At 68.9% G+C, this 18,390-nt stretch carries 15 protein-coding genes; 6 read left to right on the top strand and 9 right to left on the bottom strand.

The features are described 5' to 3' along the window. Positions 1 to 3: 3 nt before the first annotated feature. The 5 genes from E3O50_RS15805 to E3O50_RS15785 all read right to left on the bottom strand — a co-directional run bounded on the left by E3O50_RS15805 (position 4) and on the right by E3O50_RS15785 (position 5,922). Positions 4 to 282, bottom strand: a complete 279-nt coding sequence (locus E3O50_RS15805) for an HPr family phosphocarrier protein (protein WP_134445914.1) — start codon at positions 280 to 282, stop codon at positions 4 to 6. Positions 283 to 372: 90 nt separating this feature from the next. After that, complete coding sequence (gene ptsP / locus E3O50_RS15800; protein WP_134445913.1) at positions 373 to 2,061, bottom strand: phosphoenolpyruvate--protein phosphotransferase; 1,689 nt, start codon at positions 2,059 to 2,061, stop codon at positions 373 to 375. Between the two features lie 119 nt (positions 2,062 to 2,180). Next, positions 2,181 to 4,172 (bottom strand): fructose-specific PTS transporter subunit EIIC, encoded by a 1,992-nt coding sequence (locus E3O50_RS15795; protein ID WP_134559564.1) that lies wholly within the window; start codon positions 4,170 to 4,172, stop codon positions 2,181 to 2,183. Further along, positions 4,169 to 5,137 carry a 1-phosphofructokinase family hexose kinase gene (locus tag E3O50_RS15790; RefSeq protein WP_134445911.1) on the bottom strand — a complete coding sequence of 323 codons (969 nt, stop codon included), beginning with the start codon at positions 5,135 to 5,137 and terminating at the stop codon, positions 4,169 to 4,171. Before E3O50_RS15790 ends, E3O50_RS15795 begins: the two co-directional genes overlap by 4 nt. Then, positions 5,134 to 5,922 (bottom strand): DeoR/GlpR family DNA-binding transcription regulator, encoded by a 789-nt coding sequence (locus tag E3O50_RS15785; RefSeq protein ID WP_134559562.1) that lies wholly within the window; start codon positions 5,920 to 5,922, stop codon positions 5,134 to 5,136. Before E3O50_RS15785 ends, E3O50_RS15790 begins: the two co-directional genes overlap by 4 nt. Positions 5,923 to 6,100: 178 nt before the next feature. Between E3O50_RS15785 and E3O50_RS15780 the strand changes: the two genes are divergently transcribed. The 4 genes from E3O50_RS15780 (at position 6,101) to E3O50_RS15765 (ending at position 12,440) form a co-directional block, all read left to right on the top strand. Next, positions 6,101 to 7,294, top strand: coding sequence for an exonuclease SbcCD subunit D (locus tag E3O50_RS15780; protein WP_134559560.1), 1,194 nt, complete (start codon positions 6,101 to 6,103; stop codon positions 7,292 to 7,294). 25 nt (positions 7,295 to 7,319) lie between these two features. Continuing rightward, a complete protein-coding gene (locus E3O50_RS15775; protein WP_134445908.1) occupies positions 7,320 to 10,337 on the top strand; it encodes an AAA family ATPase in 3,018 nt (1,005 codons plus the stop codon). A 200-nt stretch (positions 10,338 to 10,537) separates the two neighbouring features. Next, positions 10,538 to 11,932, top strand: a complete 1,395-nt coding sequence (locus tag E3O50_RS15770; RefSeq protein WP_134559558.1) for a trypsin-like peptidase domain-containing protein — start codon at positions 10,538 to 10,540, stop codon at positions 11,930 to 11,932. A gap of 139 nt (positions 11,933 to 12,071) precedes the next feature. Next, on the top strand, positions 12,072 to 12,440 hold the full coding sequence (locus E3O50_RS15765) for a DUF2834 domain-containing protein (protein WP_134559556.1): 369 nt from the start codon (positions 12,072 to 12,074) through the stop codon (positions 12,438 to 12,440). Here E3O50_RS15765 and E3O50_RS15760 read toward each other — a convergent pair. Genes E3O50_RS15760 through E3O50_RS15745 form a run of 4 tightly spaced genes read right to left on the bottom strand, consistent with a single transcriptional unit; the run spans position 12,346 to position 15,520 of the window. Beyond that, on the bottom strand, positions 12,346 to 13,083 hold the full coding sequence (locus tag E3O50_RS15760) for a Pr6Pr family membrane protein (protein WP_134559554.1): 738 nt from the start codon (positions 13,081 to 13,083) through the stop codon (positions 12,346 to 12,348). The two genes, E3O50_RS15765 and E3O50_RS15760, sit on opposite strands and share 95 nt — an antisense overlap. Before the next feature lie 53 nt (positions 13,084 to 13,136). After that, positions 13,137 to 14,030, bottom strand: coding sequence for an amino acid ABC transporter ATP-binding protein (locus E3O50_RS15755; protein ID WP_134559552.1), 894 nt, complete (start codon positions 14,028 to 14,030; stop codon positions 13,137 to 13,139). Next, positions 14,017 to 14,685, bottom strand: coding sequence for an amino acid ABC transporter permease (locus tag E3O50_RS15750; RefSeq protein ID WP_134445903.1), 669 nt, complete (start codon positions 14,683 to 14,685; stop codon positions 14,017 to 14,019). The genes E3O50_RS15755 and E3O50_RS15750 overlap by 14 nt, the downstream gene beginning before the upstream one ends. A 7-nt stretch (positions 14,686 to 14,692) precedes the next feature. Continuing rightward, complete coding sequence (locus E3O50_RS15745) at positions 14,693 to 15,520, bottom strand: amino acid ABC transporter substrate-binding protein (protein WP_134559550.1); 828 nt, start codon at positions 15,518 to 15,520, stop codon at positions 14,693 to 14,695. A gap of 304 nt (positions 15,521 to 15,824) precedes the next feature. On the opposite strand from E3O50_RS15745, the gene E3O50_RS15740 reads away from it, so the two are divergent. Together E3O50_RS15740 and E3O50_RS15735 are read left to right on the top strand one after the other, a co-directional pair. Further along, complete coding sequence (locus E3O50_RS15740; protein ID WP_134559548.1) at positions 15,825 to 16,694, top strand: hypothetical protein; 870 nt, start codon at positions 15,825 to 15,827, stop codon at positions 16,692 to 16,694. 100 nt (positions 16,695 to 16,794) lie between these two features. Then, a complete protein-coding gene (locus E3O50_RS15735; protein ID WP_134445900.1) occupies positions 16,795 to 18,378 on the top strand; it encodes an ABC-F family ATP-binding cassette domain-containing protein in 1,584 nt (527 codons plus the stop codon). Positions 18,379 to 18,390 lie beyond the last annotated feature (12 nt).

Raw genomic sequence — 18,390 nt, 5'->3', positions numbered from 1 at the left:
GTATTACTCGGCGTCGAGGTCCGTCTCGAGGATCTTGACGAGGGCTTCGAGCGCCTCGTCGGCTCCGTCGCCTTCCGCGCGCAGCACGACGACGTCGCCGTTGGCCGCACCGAGGCTCATCAGGCTCAGGATGCTCGAGGCGTCCATGGCGTCTTCAGCAGGCTCGCCCTCCATCGCGATGGTGACCTCGATCGGCAGTTCGCCGACGGCGGCCGCAAAAATGGACGCGGGACGGGCATGCAGGCCGACTCGGCTGGCAATGGTGGCTGTGCGTTCGGACATAATTCCTCCTGGTTGATACTCGACGACGGTCGTGCTCGACGATACTGCGGGCTGACTGGAGTGGTGCGGGGAGCGGTTACGCGTGTGCGGTTACAGACCCAGCTCTTCAAGTATGGGCAATCCGGCGCGCACGCGCTTGCGGGCCTCGGTCGGATTCGGCGCGGACACCGCGAGGACCGCGAGCTTCTTGGCATCGTCGAGGGTGACGGACTTCAGCACGGCTCCGACAGCGGAGAGCGAACGGGAGGTCATCGACAGGGTCGCGACCCCGAGTCCGACGAGCACGACGGCGAGCACGGGGTCGGCTGCGGCCTCGCCGCAGACGCCGACGGGCTTGTTGTTGCCTTCGGCGATCGAGCCTTCGACGGTGAGTCCGATGAGCTTGAGCACGGCAGGCTGCCACGGGGAGTTCAGCGCGGCGAGAGTGCCGAGCTGGCGGTCGGCGGCCATCGTGTACTGGGTGAGGTCGTTCGTGCCGAGGCTGACGAAGTCGACTTCACCGAGGATCCGGTCCGCGAGGAGCGCGGCGGAGGGGACCTCGACCATGACGCCGGGGATCTTGAGCCCTGCGGTGGCGCACATCGCAGCGAACTCCGCGGCTTCCTCCGGCGTCGCGATCATCGGGGCCATGACCCAGACGCTGGTCGAGGAACCTTCGGCGGCCTGGGCGATCGCGGTGAGCTGGCGGGCCAGCACCCCAGGGGTGGTCAGGTCGGTGCGGTATCCGCGCACGCCGAGCGAGGGGTTGGGCTCGCTCGTGTCGGTCAGGAACGGCAGCGGCTTGTCGGCGCCGGCGTCGAGGGTGCGTACGACGACCTTCTGGCCGGGGAACGCGTCGAACACGCCGCGGTAGGCGATGACCTGTTCTTCGATCGTGGGCTCGGTCTCGCGCTCGAGGAAGCAGAACTCGGTGCGGAGCAGTCCGACGCCCTGGGCGCCGGCTTCGGCGGCCTTGACGGCGTCCTTTGCTCCGCCGACGTTGGCGAGCAAGGGGACGAGGTGGCCGTCCGCGGTGCGACCGTTGCCATCGAAGACGGCGAGGATCGCTGCGGCGGTCTTCCAGGCTTCCACGGCGGCGATTTCCTCGGCGCCGGGCTCGAGGGAGAGGAGGCCGGCCGCGCCGTCCACGTACACCTCGATGCCGTCTTCGAGGGCGTCGACGCCGGGGGCTGCGACGACGGCCGGGAGGCCGAGGGCGCGGGCGATGATCGCGGTGTGGGACTGCGGTCCGCCGCCGGAGGTGACGAGGGCGAGGATCTTCTCCGGGTCCAGGGTCGCGGTGTCAGCGGGGGCGAGGTCCTCTGCGACGAGGATGAACGGTGCGTCGGCGAGGGGGATGCCCGGCGCGGGAACACCGCGGAGCTCTGCGACGATACGGGCGCGCACGTCGAGGACGTCCGTTGCCCGCTCGGCCATGTACCCGCCGAGGTTGATCAGCATCTCGGCGACGGAGGCGCCGGACTCCCAGATCGACCGCTCGGCGGACAGACCGGTCTTGATCAGCTTGATGGCCGCCTTGATCAGCATCGGGTCCGTCGCCATCAGCGCGGTGGCCTCGAGGACGGCCTTGCTCGCGCCGGTCGCTCCCGCTGCCCGGTTCTGTAACTCGACCTGCACGGTCTTGGCAGAGGCACGCAGCAGTTCGGCGGCGGCATCCGCTGAGAGGGACGCGGCCAATCGTTCTCCGGCCGGGGGTTCACTGACCGGTTTGGGCATCTGCCGAATCGATCCGATGATCCGCCCGGGACTGACGCCCACGCCGGAGAAGTTCTGCTGCACGGTTTAACCTCTATTCTTGCGTGGGAATTGGTTGCCCACGGTAACGATATTACGCGGCGGCCGGTACGGATCACGTATCGGCCGCCGCGTTTTCATGCGGTGATGGTACTACTGGTTGTTCATGCGGTGACGAGAACCGGGGCTTCCACTCCGGAAACGACCTTCTTCGTGGTGTACCGCTTCAGGGCGATGACGACCAGGCCTGCGACGACGGTGCCGATCGCGATGGCCAGGGCGAACAGCGCGAAGCTGTCGATCGCGAAGAAGACGAAGATGCCGCCGTGCGGGGCCTTGCTCGTGACACCCCAGGCCATCGACAGGGCGCCCGTGACACCGGCACCGAGCATGCTCGCCGGGATCACGCGCAGCGGGTCTGCCGCGGCGAAGGGAATGGCACCCTCGGAGATGAAGGACGCACCGAGCAGCCAGGCCGCCTTGCCGTTCTCACGTTCGATCGGGCTGAACAGCTTCTTGTCGAGCACGGTGGCCAGGGCCATCGCGAGCGGCGGAACCATTCCGGCGGCCATCACGGCGGCCATGATCTGCCACGGAGCCTGGTTGGCCACGGTCGCGGTGCCGAGGCCGGCGACGGCGAAGGCGTATGCAACCTTGTTGACCGGGCCACCGAGGTCGAAGCCCATCATCAGTCCGAGGATCAGTCCGAGGACGATCGCCGCTGCGCCGCTCATACCCGTGAGCCAGGTGTTCAGTGCGGCGGTGAGCCACGCGATCGGACCACCGAGCACGAGGAACATCAACCCGGAGGCGACGATCGACGCGACGAGCGGGATGATCACGACGGGCATCAGGCTGCGGAGCCAGCGCGGAACATTGAGCCGCGCGAAGCTGGCCGCTGCGACACCGGCGAGCAAGCCGCCGGCGATGCCGCCGAGGAAGCCGGCACCCATGAAGCCTGCGACGGCGCCCGCGACGAACCCGGGGGCGATTCCGGGGCGGTCGGCGATCGCATAGGCGATGTAGCCGGAGAGCGCCGGGACCAGGAAGCCCATCGACAGGGCGCCGATCTTGAAGAAGACCGCGCCGAGATAGATCGCGAGGCCGCCGTCGGGCAGGTTGAAGAGGCTGTTCTGCAGGGTGACGACGTCGGCGATCTTGGTGATCTCATAGCCACCGAGGAGGAAGCCGAGTGCGATGAGCAGGCCTCCGCCTGCCACGAACGGAATCATGTAGCTGACACCGGTGAGGAGCGCGCGCTTGACCTTCTGGCCGAAGTGCTCGTTCTTCTCGTCGACCTCCGCCGCTCCTGCGGTTCCGCCGACGCGGCGGGCGTTCGGGTTCTCCGAGGCCGCGATGGCGTCCGCGATGAGCTTGGCCGGCTCGTCGATGCCGCGCTTGACCGGAACCTGGATGACGGGCTTGCCCGCGAAGCGCTCGCGGCCGCGCACGTCGACGTCGACCGCGAAGATCACCGCGTCGGCCGCTGCGATGACCGCGGGGTCGAGCATTGTGAGGCCGGCGGAGCCCTGCGTCTCGACCTGCATCTCGACGCCCGCGGCTTCCGCGGCGGCCGAGAGGGCCTCAGCGGCCATGTAGGTGTGCGCGATACCGGTGGGGCAGGCCGTGACGGCGACGAGGCGCTTGACCCCGGTGCGGACGGATGCCGCGGGGGCTGCAGTGCCGCCGCCGACAGCGACGGGAACGGGGGAGACGACGTTGGTGACGAGCTCGACGATCTCTGCGGGCGTCGTGGCGGCGCGCAGGGCGGCCGTGAACGCGGGCTTCATCAGCGAACGGGAGAGCTTCGCCAGGATCCTAAGGTGTTCCTGGTCCGCGCCTGCCGGCGCGGCGATCAGGAAGACCAGGTCGGCGGGGCCGTCTCCTGCGCCGAAGTCGACCGGGGTCGACAGGCGGGCGAGCGCGAGGGTCGGCTCGGTAACGGCTGCGGAGCGGCAATGCGGGATGGCCAGGCCACCGGGGATGCCGGTTGCCGTCTTCGCTTCGCGGGCGAGGGCATCCGCGTACAGGCTCTCGATCTCGGTGGCCCGGCCTGCGCCGACAACGAGCTCGGCGAGTCGCCGGATGACGCTCGAGGGAGCGGCTCCGAGGTTCTTATCCAGAGCGACGAGCTCCGGGGTGATCAGTGCACTCACTGGACATCCTCCTTTGGATGGGTCAGCTGCGTCACGGTGACGTCGCTGGGCTTTGTTTGGTTCAGTGCCGGAACGGTTGATCCGGGCAAAGATGCGGCTGCGGCCCCGTGGGCTGCTGCCTGGCGGAGCGCATCGGGGGCGCTGCCGCCGGCCAGGTCGCTCAGCAGGAAGCCGGCCAGCGACGAGTCGCCGGCGCCGACGGTGCTCACGGCGACCATGGGCGGCGTCTGGGCGAGCCAGGATCCGTCCCTGGTCGTCAACACGGCACCCTGGGCGCCGAGCGTGGCGAGGACCGCGCCGACGCCGCCGGCCACGAGGCGAGCGGATGCCGCTGCGACCAGTGACGGATTGCCCTCGAGGGCTTCGGCGTCCGGGATCCCGGTGAGTTCGGCGAGTTCCTCACCGTTCGGCTTGATCAGGTCTGGGCCGGCGCTCACGGCAGCGGCGAAGGGGGCGCCGGACGAGTCGACGGCGACCTTCGGCGCCGCGGAGCCGTAGCGGGCGCGCAGCCGGCGGATGATGTCGGCGTAGAAATCGACGGGAGCTCCCGGGGGAAGCGAGCCGGCGAGCACGACCCAGCCTGCTCCATCCGCCCGGTCGAGCACGAGATCGATGAGTTCGGTCTGTTGAGCGGGGGTCAGCACCGGGCCGGGCACGTTGACCTTGGTCGTGGTGCCGTCCGGCTCCGTGATCGCGACATTGCTGCGGATGCTTGCGCCGATCGGCATGCCGAGGTGCGGGATGCCCGCATCGGAGAGCGCGATGAGCACGGGATCGAGGGCGTCGCCGGGCAGGATCGCGAGGCTCTCCACGCCGGAGGCCTCAAGGGCGCGGCAGATGTTGACGCCCTTGCCCCCCGGCTCCACGTGGCTCGCCACGGCGCGCTGCACCTCGCCGCGGGCGAGGATGCCGTCGAGCGAGATCGTGCGGTCCAGGCTCGGATTCGGGGTAAGCGTGATGATCACGCGATCACAACCTCTACGTCAGCCGCGGCCAGGGCCGCGGAAAGTGCCGGTGATGGGGGTGCGTCCGTGATGAGCACGTCGATGTCCCCGAGGGCGGCGAACCGCACCAGGGTCTCTTCGTCGAGCTTGGTGGAATCGGCGAGCGCGACGACGAGCCGTGCCGATCGGACGATGGCGGTCTTCACGGACGATTCGACGAGGTCGGGGGTGCTCAGGCCGAAGATGGCATGCACGCCGTTGGCGCCGATGAACGCGATATCGGGGCGGAGCCCCTCGAGCTGCGCGATCGTGCTCTGGCCGACGACCGCGCGGGTCAGGCCACGGACGCGACCGCCGAGGAGGTGGAGCTGGATTTCCTCGTTGCCGGCAAGCTTGTATGCGATCGGAACGGCGTTCGTGATGACGAGGAGCTGGTCGTCGGGTCCGGCGGATGTCCAGTCGGCGAGACGGTCGGCGAGGAGCTCGGTGGTGGTGCCGGCGTCGAGGATGATCGACCCGGACTGGCTGGTCGGGATCATGGCGAACGCGGCAGCGGCGATGCGTTCCTTCTCGTCGTGTCGCTGGGTCTGCCGTTCGGCCAGGCTCGGCTCCGAGAGGCTGAGGCGGTCGAGGGCGACGGCCCCGCCATGGACTCGACGCAACTGCCGGGAGCCTTCGAGCGTATCGAGGTCGCGGCGCACTGTTTCCGGGGTGATGTCGAAGCGGGTTGCGAGTTCATTGACGGTGACCCGGCTGGCTTCGCTGACGAGTTCGGCGATCAGCGCCTGCCGTTCTTCCGCAAACATGATACTTCCTCGTCTTTGAGTGACCCCCGCCACTGCGCGGCCCGATCGCTTCGATCAGGATTGACTACACGATATCTGTGTTTCTTTTTGTTTGTCAAGGAAAACACAGAAGAACAAAGATGGATGCTGTGGGCGGGCCGATCGGCCCGTGTCGGTGCTGGACGGTAGCGTGACGACCATGAGGATCCTGCACACGTCGGACTGGCACATCGGGCGCACGTTCCACACGCACTCGACCCTCGAACACCTCCGGATCGTGCTCGACGCGCTCGTCGACGTTGTCCGCGATCGTTCGATCGACGTGGTCGTCGTCGCCGGCGACGTGTTCGACTCGGCGATGCCCTCAGCGGACAGCTACACCCTCCTCGCGACGGCCCTCCGCGAGATTCGGAACGCCGGCGCGCAGGTCATCATGACGAGCGGCAACCACGACTCGGCCACCCGGCTCGGGTTCCAGTCCGAGTGGGCCGGCCTGGCGGGCATCCATGTGATCACCCGGCCGGAACAGGTCGCCACGCCGGTCACTCTCACCGACGAGCACGGACCCGTGCACTTCTACGGCATCCCCTTCCTCGAACCGGCCCTGGTCCGCCACCTCTATGCCAATCAGACGCACCCGGAACGAACGCTCAAGACCCACGAGCAGGTGCTCACCTTCGTCATGGACCAGATCCGGTCGGACCTCGCGGTCCGCGGCGGTCGCTCCGTCGTGCTGGCGCATTGCTTCGCGGCCGGCGTCGCGGCCACGCAGGAGGCGAGCGACGTCGAGCGGGACATCACCGCCGGCGGGCTCGACCTCGTGCCGGTCAGCGTGTTCGAGGGCCCGGACTACGTCGCACTCGGGCACATTCACGGGCGAGCCAGGCTCGAAGACCGGGTGCGCTACTCCGGCGCACCCCTGCACTACTCGTTCGCCGAGGCCGCAAAGCCCCGCGGCGCCTGGCAGGTCGACCTCGGCCCCGACCGTTCGGGGAAGGGCGCCGAGCTCGAGATCGAGTGGGTCGCCCTCCCGGTTCCCCGGCGGCTCAGTGTGCTCACCGGCGAGCTCGAGGATCTCCTCACCGCCGACAGGTTCGCAGCATTCGAAGGGGACTGGGTCTCGGCCGTGCTGACCGACCAGGTCAGGCCCCTCGACGGCATGCGGGCGCTCCAGAAACGTTTCCCGCACTGTGTCACGCTCGAACACCGGCCGGCCGTCGTCGTGGATACCGGCAGCGAGAGCTACGCCGAACGGATCAACCGGCAGACCGATCCCGACATCGTCGCCGGCTTCCTGAGCTTCGTGCGCAACGGTGTCGGGCAGACGGAGTTCGAGCGAGACCTCGTCGCCGAACTGCTCGCGGCCGGGGAACTGAAAGAAGTCACCCAGTGAGCATCAGGAACACGAGGAGTACGACGTGAAGATCAAGCGCCTGCGGCTCGCCGGGTTCGGCCCGTTCAAGAACGAGCAGGTCGTCGACTTCGAGCGCTTCGACGACGACGGTATCTTCCTGATCACGGGCAAGACCGGCGCGGGCAAGTCCAGCATCCTCGACGCGGTCTGTTTCGCCCTCTATGGAAGTGTTCCGCGCTATGAGGGCACGGAATCGCAGTTGCGCAGCGACCATTGCGAACCCGGTGATCCCACCTTCGTCGAGCTCGAATTCGGCCTGAACGGGAACGACTATCGCATCTTCCGCACTCCCAGGTACCTCAAGGCCAAAAAGCGGGGCATCGGCACGACCGTGTCCGCACCGGATGCCCGGCTCGAGATCCGCGACGCCGCCGCGGTCGACGCCGCTGCCGATGCAGTCGACGGCTGGCGGGGTCTCGCCGCACGCCCCGTCGATGTCGGGAACGAACTCTCCCGCATCCTGCCGCTCAAACAGGACCAGTTCCTGCAGGTGATCCTGCTCGCACAGAACCGGTTCCAAAGGTTCCTGCTCGCCAAGACCGACGATCGTCGCGAGGTCCTGCGCACCCTCTTCGGCACCAGCAGGTTCCAGAGTCTGGAGACAGAACTCATCACGCGTCGCAAGGCCCTCGACGATGAACTCACCGGCGTGCGCGTGCGGCTCGAGACTCTCGCGGCATCCGCCGCCCGGCACGTGCCAGCAGGCACCGAGCCCGGCACCGCAGCACCAGACCTGGCCTGGTTCGAGGCGGCCACCGCCGAACTCGAGCAGGCACTCGCCGTCGCCGTCGCCGCGGCTGCCCGTGCGGATGCCGCACTGGTCGACGCGACGGCCGGGCTTCGGGCCCAGGAAGAGATGCGGGCCCGCCAGGACCGCAGGGACGCCGCAACGGCCACCCTGGCCGTGCTCGACGAGCGCAGCGCCGTTGTCGACGCCGACCGTGACGACCTCGCGGCCGCGCACCGCGCTGCCCGGGTATGGCCCCAGATCGAAGCAGAGTCCGCTGCGCTCGCCGCTGCCCTCGACGCGGCGCGGGCGGAGGTGGCTGCGCGGGAGAACTGGATCACGGTCAACGGTTCCGACGAGGTCGACCAGGACGGCGACGACGATCAGGATGCCGTCCCACTCTCCGCCACCATCGACCTGCTCCTCGAACAGCTCGGGTCCCTGAACGACGTCCTCGCGGCCGAGGAAGAACTGCCGGCCCTCGATGCGGAGTCCGGGTCCGCCGAGGCCGGGCTCGCCGAGATCCAGGCCACGCTCGACGGGCTGCAGGCGCGGATCGACGCAGCGCCCGCCCTGCTCGACGACCTCGACCGGGACCTCGCCGCGCTCGCTCGCGACTCCGCCCGCGAACCGGAAGCCGTCGCCGCGCTCGCCCGCGCGGTCGCCGCGGAAGCCGCAGCCGCAGAGGCTGCCGCGCTCGAGGCGGACCTCGACAGGGCACGCAGCCGGCACGCGGCCGCCGCCACCGAGAACGCCGACGCCGCCGGACGCTACCGAGACCTCGTCGCCAAGCGGCTGGCCGATCACGCCGGCGAGCTCGCCGGCCGGCTCGTTTCCGGCGAACCGTGCGGGGTGTGCGGTTCCACGCTGCATCCTCACCCCGCGGAGGCGTCCGGTGAGCCGGTCACCGAGGGCGACATCGAGGCCGCCCTCGCCGGAATGACCCGCGCCCAGGACCACCTCGAGCGCAGCAACGGTGAGGTCCTCAGCCTGGGCGCGCGCGCTGCCGCCGCCCGTGCTTCCGCCGGCCCGGGAACAGGTGCCGACCGCACGGCCTCGCGCGCGGCCGCGCTCACCGCACTCGAGACTGCCCGCACCGCCGCGGCACGGGAAACGGAACTCGGTGCCGAGCGGCTGCGGCTGCGCACCGAGCTCGACCACGCGCGGGAGACCCTCGCCGGGGTCCACTCCGGCAGGGACGATGCCGCGACCCGGCTCACCGAAATCCGCGGCCGCCGCATCGCGATCGAGGAACGGGTGAATCGGCAACTGGCGGGCTACACCTCCGTCACCGAACGGGCCGAGAGCATGCGCACAGAGCTCGAGGCGGCGCGCGCCTTCGAGACGGCCCGCGCCCTCAGCGGCGAACGGGATCGTGCCCTCGATGCCGCCTCCGCGGCCGTGGCCGACCGGCTCACCGCGGAAGGCTTCGTGGAAGCAACGGAGGTCGTCACCGCACGACTCACGCCGGCCGAGATCGCGACGCGGGAGACCGGCATCCGTGCCCACGACGACCAGCTCGCCGCGGTGCGCGCCGTGCTGGCCGAACCGGAGCTCGCCGACCTTCCCGATGTCGCGCTCGATCTGGACCCGGCCAGGGCCGCCAGGGCCGCTGCGGCCACGGCCAGGGACGAGGCGTTCACCGAGCACGGGACCCTCGCGATCCGGCAGGAGGAACTGGCGGTCGTGGTCGCCGAGGCCCGTGCGCTTGCCGCCACCTCCGCGACCCTGCTCGTCACCCAGGCCCAGGTGCGGGAGCTCGCCGCGGTCGTTCACGGCGAGGAACCGAACACCAAACGGATGAAACTCGAAACCTACGTGCTCGCCGCGCAACTCGAGGAGATCATCCTCGCCGCGAACGGTCGCCTGCGGGACATGACCGGCGGCCGATACGCCCTCGAACACGACGATTCCCTGCAGTACCGCGGCACCCAGTCCGGCCTCGGACTCGCCATCCTCGACCAGCACACCGGACGGGCCCGCCCGACCCAGTCGCTCTCCGGCGGCGAGACCTTCCTCGCCTCACTCGCCCTGGCCCTCGGGCTCGCCGAGGTCGTCTCGCATCAGGCCGGCGGAATCGCGCTCGACACCCTCTTCGTCGATGAGGGCTTCGGCTCCCTGGACAGCGAAACGCTCGAGACGGCGATGAGCACCCTCGACGGCCTCCGGGCCGGTGGCCGCACCATCGGACTGATCAGCCACGTGGATTCGATGAAGGAACAGATTCCGGCGAAGCTCGAGGTCACTGTCACCGATCAGGGTTTCAGTGAAATCGGCAGCACAGTCCTCGTCTGAAGCTGCGCCGGTTTGGACCTGTGTTCGTCTGACGCTGTGCTCGTCTGACCGGCCCGGCCTGCCCGGAGGGGCTCACAGCCGATGGGCGGGACCCTCTGGGCCAACACCACGACGCCTCATAGAAATCCGATAGCTTCCGGGACTTGGGTGGGAACCAGTCGCGACGGTACGGCCGTCACCCGGAGGAAAAGGATCTCACAATGACTGGCACCGAACCCACGGGCACGGAACCCACTGGCACGGAATCCACGGGCAACAGCCTGGCCGCACCCGTCGTCAACCCGGCCTTCCACCGGCCGCGCTTCCGTGCCGGAGTGATCGTCTCGATGGGGCTCGCTGCAGCCCTCGTCACTGCGACGACGGGCGCCGGCCTGTACTTCTCCTCGATGGCCGTCGCCCAGGTCGTCGCCGCGGCCTCCTCCTCGAACAGCTCGACGTCGGGCACGAGCAGCTCGGGCTCGGTTGCGGGATCAACCGGATCATCGGGAACCTCAGGTTCCTCGGCGACCCTCGGTACCTCCGGCCTGCGCCCCGGCGGCCCCTCCAACTATGGGTCCGGCACCGCATCCGCGACGACGGCAACCGCGCTCGACACCACTGCGGCAACGGCCGCGCAGTCGGTCGGCGTCGTCGTCATCGACACCGTCCTCAAGTATCAGAGCGCCGAAGCGGCCGGCACCGGAATCGTGCTCACCTCGAACGGTGAGATCCTGACCAACAACCACGTCATCGACGGCGCGACGAGCATCAGCGTGACGGTCGTCTCGACCGGCGTGAGCTATGTGGCGGATGTCGTCGGTACGGACTCCTCGCAGGACATCGCCGTGCTGAACCTCGAGAATGCCTCCGGGCTGGTCCCCGCCACTCTGGACACGACCTCGACCGTCGCGGCGGGGGACGCGGTCACCGGGGTCGGCAACGCCGGCGGAACGAGCACCCTCACCGCGGCGGCCGGCACCGTCACGAGCGTCGACCAGACCATCACCGCCTCGAGCGAGGATGCCACGGACGCCGAAACCCTGACCGGCCTGATCCAGGTTGACGCGGACATCCAGTCCGGCGACTCCGGCGGGCCCCTCTACGACGCCGACGGGGAGGTCATCGGCATTGACACGGCGGCGTCCTCAGGGACCGCGACGATCAGTGGCTTCGCGATCACGATCGACGCGGCCCTCGAGGTCGTCACCCTGATCCACACCGGCGTCGAAACGAGCACTGTCACGATCGGCTACCCGGCGTTCCTCGGGGTCGCGGTCGGTTCGGGCGCCACCACGTCGACGGACACGGGCTCTGTCAACGGCCGCAGCTACCGCGGCAGCCTCGGCGCGGCATCCGGCACCACCGGATCGACGGCCACGACCGGTGACTCGGCCGTGATCACGGCGGTCGTCGCCGGTTCGGCCGCCGCCACCGCCGGGATCGTCGCGGGCGACACCATCACCGCCGTCGACGGCACGTCGATCACCTCGGCCGCCGCCCTCACCTCGACCCTCACGGCGTACAACCCCGGCGACTCGGTCACCCTCACCTGGACGGACACCGCCGGGGCACCCCACACCGCATCCGCGACCCTCACCGCCGGCCCCGCCGACTGACCCGCGCGCGTCTCCTCTCCGCGAGAGCGTAATTTTGGCCCTTAAACCGCCGGTTTAAGGGCCAAAATTACGCTCTCGCGAGGTGGGTGGACGCGTCGACGTGACGGGACGGAGCGGGAAGGGGCGGCATACTGTCGGCATGACCCGGAACTGGACCCCGCTCGCCCTCGTGTACCTCGGCTTGAGAATTGCCGGCCTGATCGGCACCTGGACGTACAACATCCTCTCGATCAGCCAGGCGCGCGACTACCTCGGCGACTGGACCGGAAGCGGCCCCTCGGTGTCATCGCTCACCGTCGACCTGCTTGTGACAGCCGTGGCCGGTAGCATCCTGATCATCGTCGAAGCCCGCCGGCTCGGCATGAAACGCGCCTGGCTCTACGTCGTCCTCGCGTTCGTTCTCGCCTTCGCGTTCAGCTTTCCGCTGTTCCTCGCGATGCGCGAGCGTCAGCTGGAGGCGACACGGATACTGCCGGATCTTCCGCCAGAACAGCTGTCGAAGCCGTGACCCCTGTCGCATGCCCCGCCCGGCTCACGGAGATCGCCGCGGCAGCGAGGCCCGCGATGACGACGGCGATTCCGAGCACGTACCCGGCGACGCTCCCATACCCGCCGGGTCCGGTCGGGTCGAGGAACGGGTAGGTGTAGAACCCGGTGAAGGCGCCGCGGATCACGGCGTAGACGACCCACACGATCGGATACAGGAGGGCGAAGCCCAGGGCCTTCCAGGCGAGGGCCGGCCGCCCAGGGACGAGGAGCCAATCGACCAGGATGAAGATCGGCGCCCAGACGTGCAGGACCTCATTCGGCCAGGCGATCCCGGTGAAACCGTCGGACACCACGTTGCGCAACAGTGCGTTGTAGACGACCGCGGTCACGATCGCGTAGCAGAGCCCCGACATCCTGATCCGGGTGAAAAGCTCCGGGTCTGCCCGGAACCGGAGGGCGAGGGAACCGCCCCAGAGCAGCACGACCGCGTTGACCAGGCTCGACTGCACCGTGAAGTACCCGAAGTACTCCGTCGGCACGAAGGCGTCGTGCACAGCCTGGTCGACGACTTGAGTGAGCACACTCGCGAGGAGGAGCATCCCGATCGCGAGGCGGAAGACCCCGAAGACGCGTCGTTGCGTGGTCACCGCTGCTGTTGCCATGGCATCACGATAGCGGTGCGGACGGGCGGTATCGACGGACCGGGCGGGCGCGTTCAGAACGGGTTGAGCAGGCGGTGCAGGAACTGCCGGGTGCGTTCCTCGCGCGGGTTCCGGAGCACCTGCCTGGGGTCGCCGTGTTCGACGATCGTGCCGCCGTCGACGAAGGCGATCTCGCTCGCGACCTCCCGGGCGAACTCCAGTTCGTGGGTGACGATCACCATGGTCCACCCCTCGATCGCGAGTTCCTTGATCAGGCGCAACACGTCCCCGACCAACTCAGGATCGAGCGAGGACGTCGGCTCGTCGAAGAGCAGGAGCTGGGGGCGGAGTGCGAGCGCCCGCACGATCCCGACCCGCTGCTGCTGGCCGCCGGAGAGTTCGAACGGAAACGCATCCGTCTTGTCGGCCAGACCCACCCGGGCGAGGAGAGCGAGCGCCTCCGCGGTGACCTCCGCCTTCGGGCGGCGCTGTACGACGACGGGACCCTCGAGCACGTTCTCGAGCACCGTCTTGTGCGGGAACAGGTTGTAGTTCTGGAATACCATCGCCGACCGGTCGCGGAGGGCCGCGAGGCTCTTGTCGCTCGGGCCCTTGACGGCGCCGAAGTCGACCGTGATCGCGGTTCCGGCGAGTGAGGGGTCCCCGGGCGTGGCGGCGACCTGCGTGGCGTCTGCGACCTCGGCGGTGATCGTGATCGTGCCCCCGTCCGCGGTTTCGAGCCCGTTCAGGCACCGCAGAATGGTGGTCTTCCCCGAGCCGGAGGGGCCGATCAGGGCGAGCACCTGGCCCCGGGCGACGGTGAGGTCGATGGACTCGAGCACGCTGGTCGAGCCGAAGCTCTTGCGCAGCCCCCGAACGTTGAGCAGGGCGGCGGATGCCGCGGGCTCTGTCCCTTCGCCGTGCTGCGGCTCGGTCGGCGGGTCGAGCGGGGTATCAATGGGCGACATAACGGTCCAATCGCTTTTCGAGCCTGCCCTGCACGGTCGAGAGCACGAGGCAGATCACCCAGTACACGAGCGCGGCCTCGAGGTAGAGCAGCATGAATTCCTGGCTGAACGCCGCGACCTTCTGGGCCTGCCGGAAGAGTTCGGTGACAAGGATCAGCGAGGCGAGGGAGGTGTCCTTGACGAGGCTGATGAACGTGTTCGACAGCGGGGGGACCGAGACGCGGGCGGCCTGCGGCAGGATGATCCGGGTCAGTGCCTTGCGGCGGGACATTCCGACCATCCAGGCCGCCTCCCACTGGCCCTGGGGCACGGAGAGGATCGCGGCGCGGATGACCTCTGCGGCATACCCGCCGACATTGATCGAGAAGGCGATCACGGCGCTCGGCCACGGGTCGATCAGAAGCCCGAGCGAGGGAAGCCCGTAGAAGATCACGAAGAGCTGCACGAGCAGCGGCGTTCCCCGCACGATCGAGATGAACACCCGGGCGATCGCGGACAACCAGCGCTGCCGGGACAACCTCATGAGCGCGAGGACGAGCGCGAGCACGAGACCGAGCGCGAAGGAGACGAGCGCGAGCGGAATCGTGCCCTGGATGGCGCCCATCAGGATCGGACCCAGTGCGCTGAGGGCGAGGTCCCAGTTCGACTGAGTCATCTGCTGGTTACTTCGAGACGTCGGCCCCGAAGTACTTCTCCGAGATCGAGGTCAGGGTGCCGTCCGAGGCAAGATCGGCGAGGGCGGTGTCGACGGCGGTTGCGAGGGCGGTGCTGCCGCCGGCGAACGCGAGGGCGCTCTCCGACTTGTCGGTCGTGGTCGCGGCGACCTTGAGCCCCGAAGCGTCGTTGTTCTTCTTGTAGTCGAGGAAGGTCAGGTTGTCGTTGATCGTGGCGTCGACCCGGCCCTGCTCGACGAGGGCGACGGACTGCGCCCAGCCCTCGACGGCCTGCACGTTGGCGCCGCTCTGGGTAGCGAGAGTGTTCCAGTTGCTCGTGAGCGACTGGGCGGTGGTCTTCCCGGAGAGGCTCTCGAACGAGGTGATCGAGGTGTTGTCCGACTTCACGACGATCACGCCCGTCGAGTACGTGTACGGGGTGGAGAAGGTGTACTTGGCGGTGCGCTCAGGGGTGATCGAGACCTGGTTGGCGATCGCGTCGAACCGGCCGGCCTCGAGCCCGGCGAAGATGCCGTCCCACTGGGTCTCCTGGAAGGTCGCGGTGACTCCGAGCTTGGCGGCGACGGCCTTGACCACGTCGACGTCGTATCCGGTGATGTCTCCGGCGCCGTTCTCGTGGAACGAGAACGGGCGGTATGTTCCCTCTGTCCCGACCGTGAGTGTTCCCGCCTTCTGCACCTTGGTGAGGGAATCGTCGGCGGTCGTTGCGCCGCTCGTGCTTCCGGCCGTGCCGCCGGTGGCGCACGCGGTGAGGGACAGTGCTGCGAGGGTGACGATGGCTCCCGCGACGAGCGCGGAGCGGAACGTGAGCTTCATGGGAATGCCTAACGCGAATGCAGGGAATCGAACCGCCGGTTTGACGCTTCGGAAGGTGAAAGACCAGGGTGGCGGTCCTTCACGCGAGGGAGTCTCCGGGCCGGGTGTGTTCACCGGGGACTTCCGAAGAATAACAAGGTGCAGGCTTCCCCGACTATTCCCGTGACGCACGATGACGCCCGCGCCGGTCGTTCTTGGCCATCGCGAATGCGCGCCACGGGAGGGGGCTGCCGCCTTGTCGGCCGTGCCGCCGGGACGTATGCTGCGCGCATTGGATGTCGTTGCTCCTGCCACGGAGGTCGCCGTGCTCACACCCGAAAAGCATGATCGGTCCGGCGCTGTTTTGCTGGGGCTCGCCGCCGGGGATGCCCTCGCGTCCGGCGGTGACTTCGAGTGGTCCGAGCGGACGGCCGCGGCCGTGGACCTCGCGCTGCTCACGGCCGACGGCCTCGACCCCAGGGAGGCCGCGGTGCGGGAAGACCCCGGCCCGGCCGCGGAACCCGACGTCGGCGATCCGGATGCGGCCGGGCTCGCGGCCGGGCGGTGCCTGCTCCGGACGGCCCCCGTCGCCCTCGCCCTGCTCGACGACCCCGTGGCGCTCGCCGAGGCCGCGCGGTTGGTGTCGTCCGTGCGCGGCACCGCGCTGAACCGCACCGCACCGACCGACTCGGGACGCCCCGACGCCGACCCGGGCGCCGGCGACGCGGGCGTCCTCTTCGCGCTCTCACTCCGCGTGGCGGTCCTCGAGGGGCGCCTCGATCCCCGGGCCGGGTTCGAGACCCTGCCCGCAGAGGCGCGTGCCGCCTGGGAGGCCCACCTCGCCGCGGCCGGGCGGGGCCGCACCGTCGACGTGCAGCGTGTGGGTCCGGTCGGCTGGATTCTGCAGGGCGCGTGGGCGATCCTCGGCGACGCGGGCGCCGTGGATGCTTCCCGCGTCGAACCGGTCATCTCTGCTGCCGCGCACAGCGGTGCCGATCCCGCCAGCGTGGCCGCCGCCGGCGCGCTGCTCGCGGGACGGTGGGGACTCGAGGCGGTGCCGGCCACCTGGCGCCGCCGCCTGCATGGACGGCCTGACCTGTTCGGCATCGACCTCGTGCGTCTCGGGATGCTGTCCGCCCGGAGCGAGGTGCCGCACGATCCCGACGACCCGGCCCGGATGGACGTGCTGCGCTGAGGTTCGGTAGCGCTGAGGGTCTGAAGCGCCCGGGGTTTTGTAGACTCGACTGGGCTCCGCTCGCCGAATTCCCTGGGCGTCCCTCGAGAGGACAGCAGTAATGAGCCTGATCAGGCTGAATGACGTCAGTGTTCGATTCGAGAAGACGCAGATCCTGCGCGACGCCTTCTTCCGGCTGGAGCCGGGCGACCGGGTCGGCCTGATCGGCAAGAACGGGTCGGGAAAGACCACGATCCTCAAGCTCATCCTCGACCAGGTGGCACCGGACTCCGGCACCGTCACGCTCGAGAGCGGTGTCTCGATCGGGTACTTCTCGCAGTTCTCCGAACTGGACGGCTCCTCCACCATCACCGAGGTCCTGCACGGCCTCTTCGCTCCGATCAAGGCCATCGAAGCCGAACTCGCGTCGATCGACGCGGCCATCGCCGTGGCCACGGACTTCGACGCCCTCCTGCACCGCCAGGCCGAACTGTTCGAGGACATGGACCGGCTCGGCGGCTGGGATTACCCGCGCCGGATCGACACGGCACTCAGCACCCTCGGTTTCAACGAGGCCCACCGCGTCTGCGCGATCGACGAGCTCTCCGGCGGCTGGCGCAACCGGGCGGCGCTTGCCAAGATCCTGCTCGAGGACCCCGACGTCCTGCTCCTCGACGAGCCCACCAACTACCTCGACGTCGCCGGCGTCGAATGGCTCGAGGCCTGGTTCCGGGACTTCCACGGCGCGGCGATCATCGTCTCGCACGACCGGAAATTCCTCGACGCCGTCGTCACCCGGATCATCGAGGTCGAGAACTTCCACCTGCACGAGTACCCCGGCAACTTCGGCGAATACGTCATCCAGAAGCAGTTCCGGCTCAAGACGCTCGAGCAGCAGTTCGTGCACGAGTCCGAGCTCCTCGCGTTCGAGTCCGAGGGGATCTCCGACCGCAGGGAGGCGGCGAAGGCGGCGAGCCGCACCCTCGACGGCCAGCTGGCGCAGATCAAGAAGGCGAGGGCGCCGCGCCCGGTCGACCAGATCATCACGGAGATCTATCGTGGCCTGCACGTGAAGGACGTGCTCTGCCGGGTCGAGGGCCTCAGCAAGTCCTATGGCGACAAGGCCCTGTTCTCCGACCTGAGCTTCGAGGTCCGGCGCGGGAACAGGATCGTGGTGCTCGGCGCCAACGGCAGCGGCAAGACGACCCTGCTGCGGGTTCTCGACGGCGAGGAGAAGGCCGACTCCGGGTCCGTGACCTGGGCGGGCGGCATCGCGCCGGTCTCCTACAACCAGGTCCTCGCCGAGCTCGACGAGAAGGACACCGTCACGCACGCGGTGAACGCCATGCCCGGCAGCCTCGCGTTCACCGCGACCCGCAAGTCGGTGAACCGCTTCCTCGCGATGTTCCAGTTCTCAGAAGCCGACCTCAAACAGACGATCGGCAACCTGTCCGGCGGGCAGAAGGCGCGCGTCGCCATGGCGCAGTGCCTGCTCTCCGGGGCTTCGGTGCTTCTGCTCGACGAACCGACCAACCACCTCGACCTGTCGAGCACCCAGGTGATGGAGCGGGCCCTCGTGCACTTCCCCGGCGCTGTCGTCGTGGTCAGCCATGACCGGTTCTTCACCGACAAGATCGCCAACCGGTTCCTGGTCTTCGGCAGTGAGGCCGCGGAGCCGGGCGAGATCGAGGTCAGGGTCGCCTGACCCCGCCGGAAA

This window comes from Cryobacterium sp. MDB1-18-1, from assembly GCF_004402735.1.
GTDB lineage: Bacteria > Actinomycetota > Actinomycetes > Actinomycetales > Microbacteriaceae > Cryobacterium > Cryobacterium glucosi.
The sequence above is the reverse complement of the archived record's forward strand: the minus strand, read 5'-3'. Positions and strand labels throughout refer to the sequence as shown.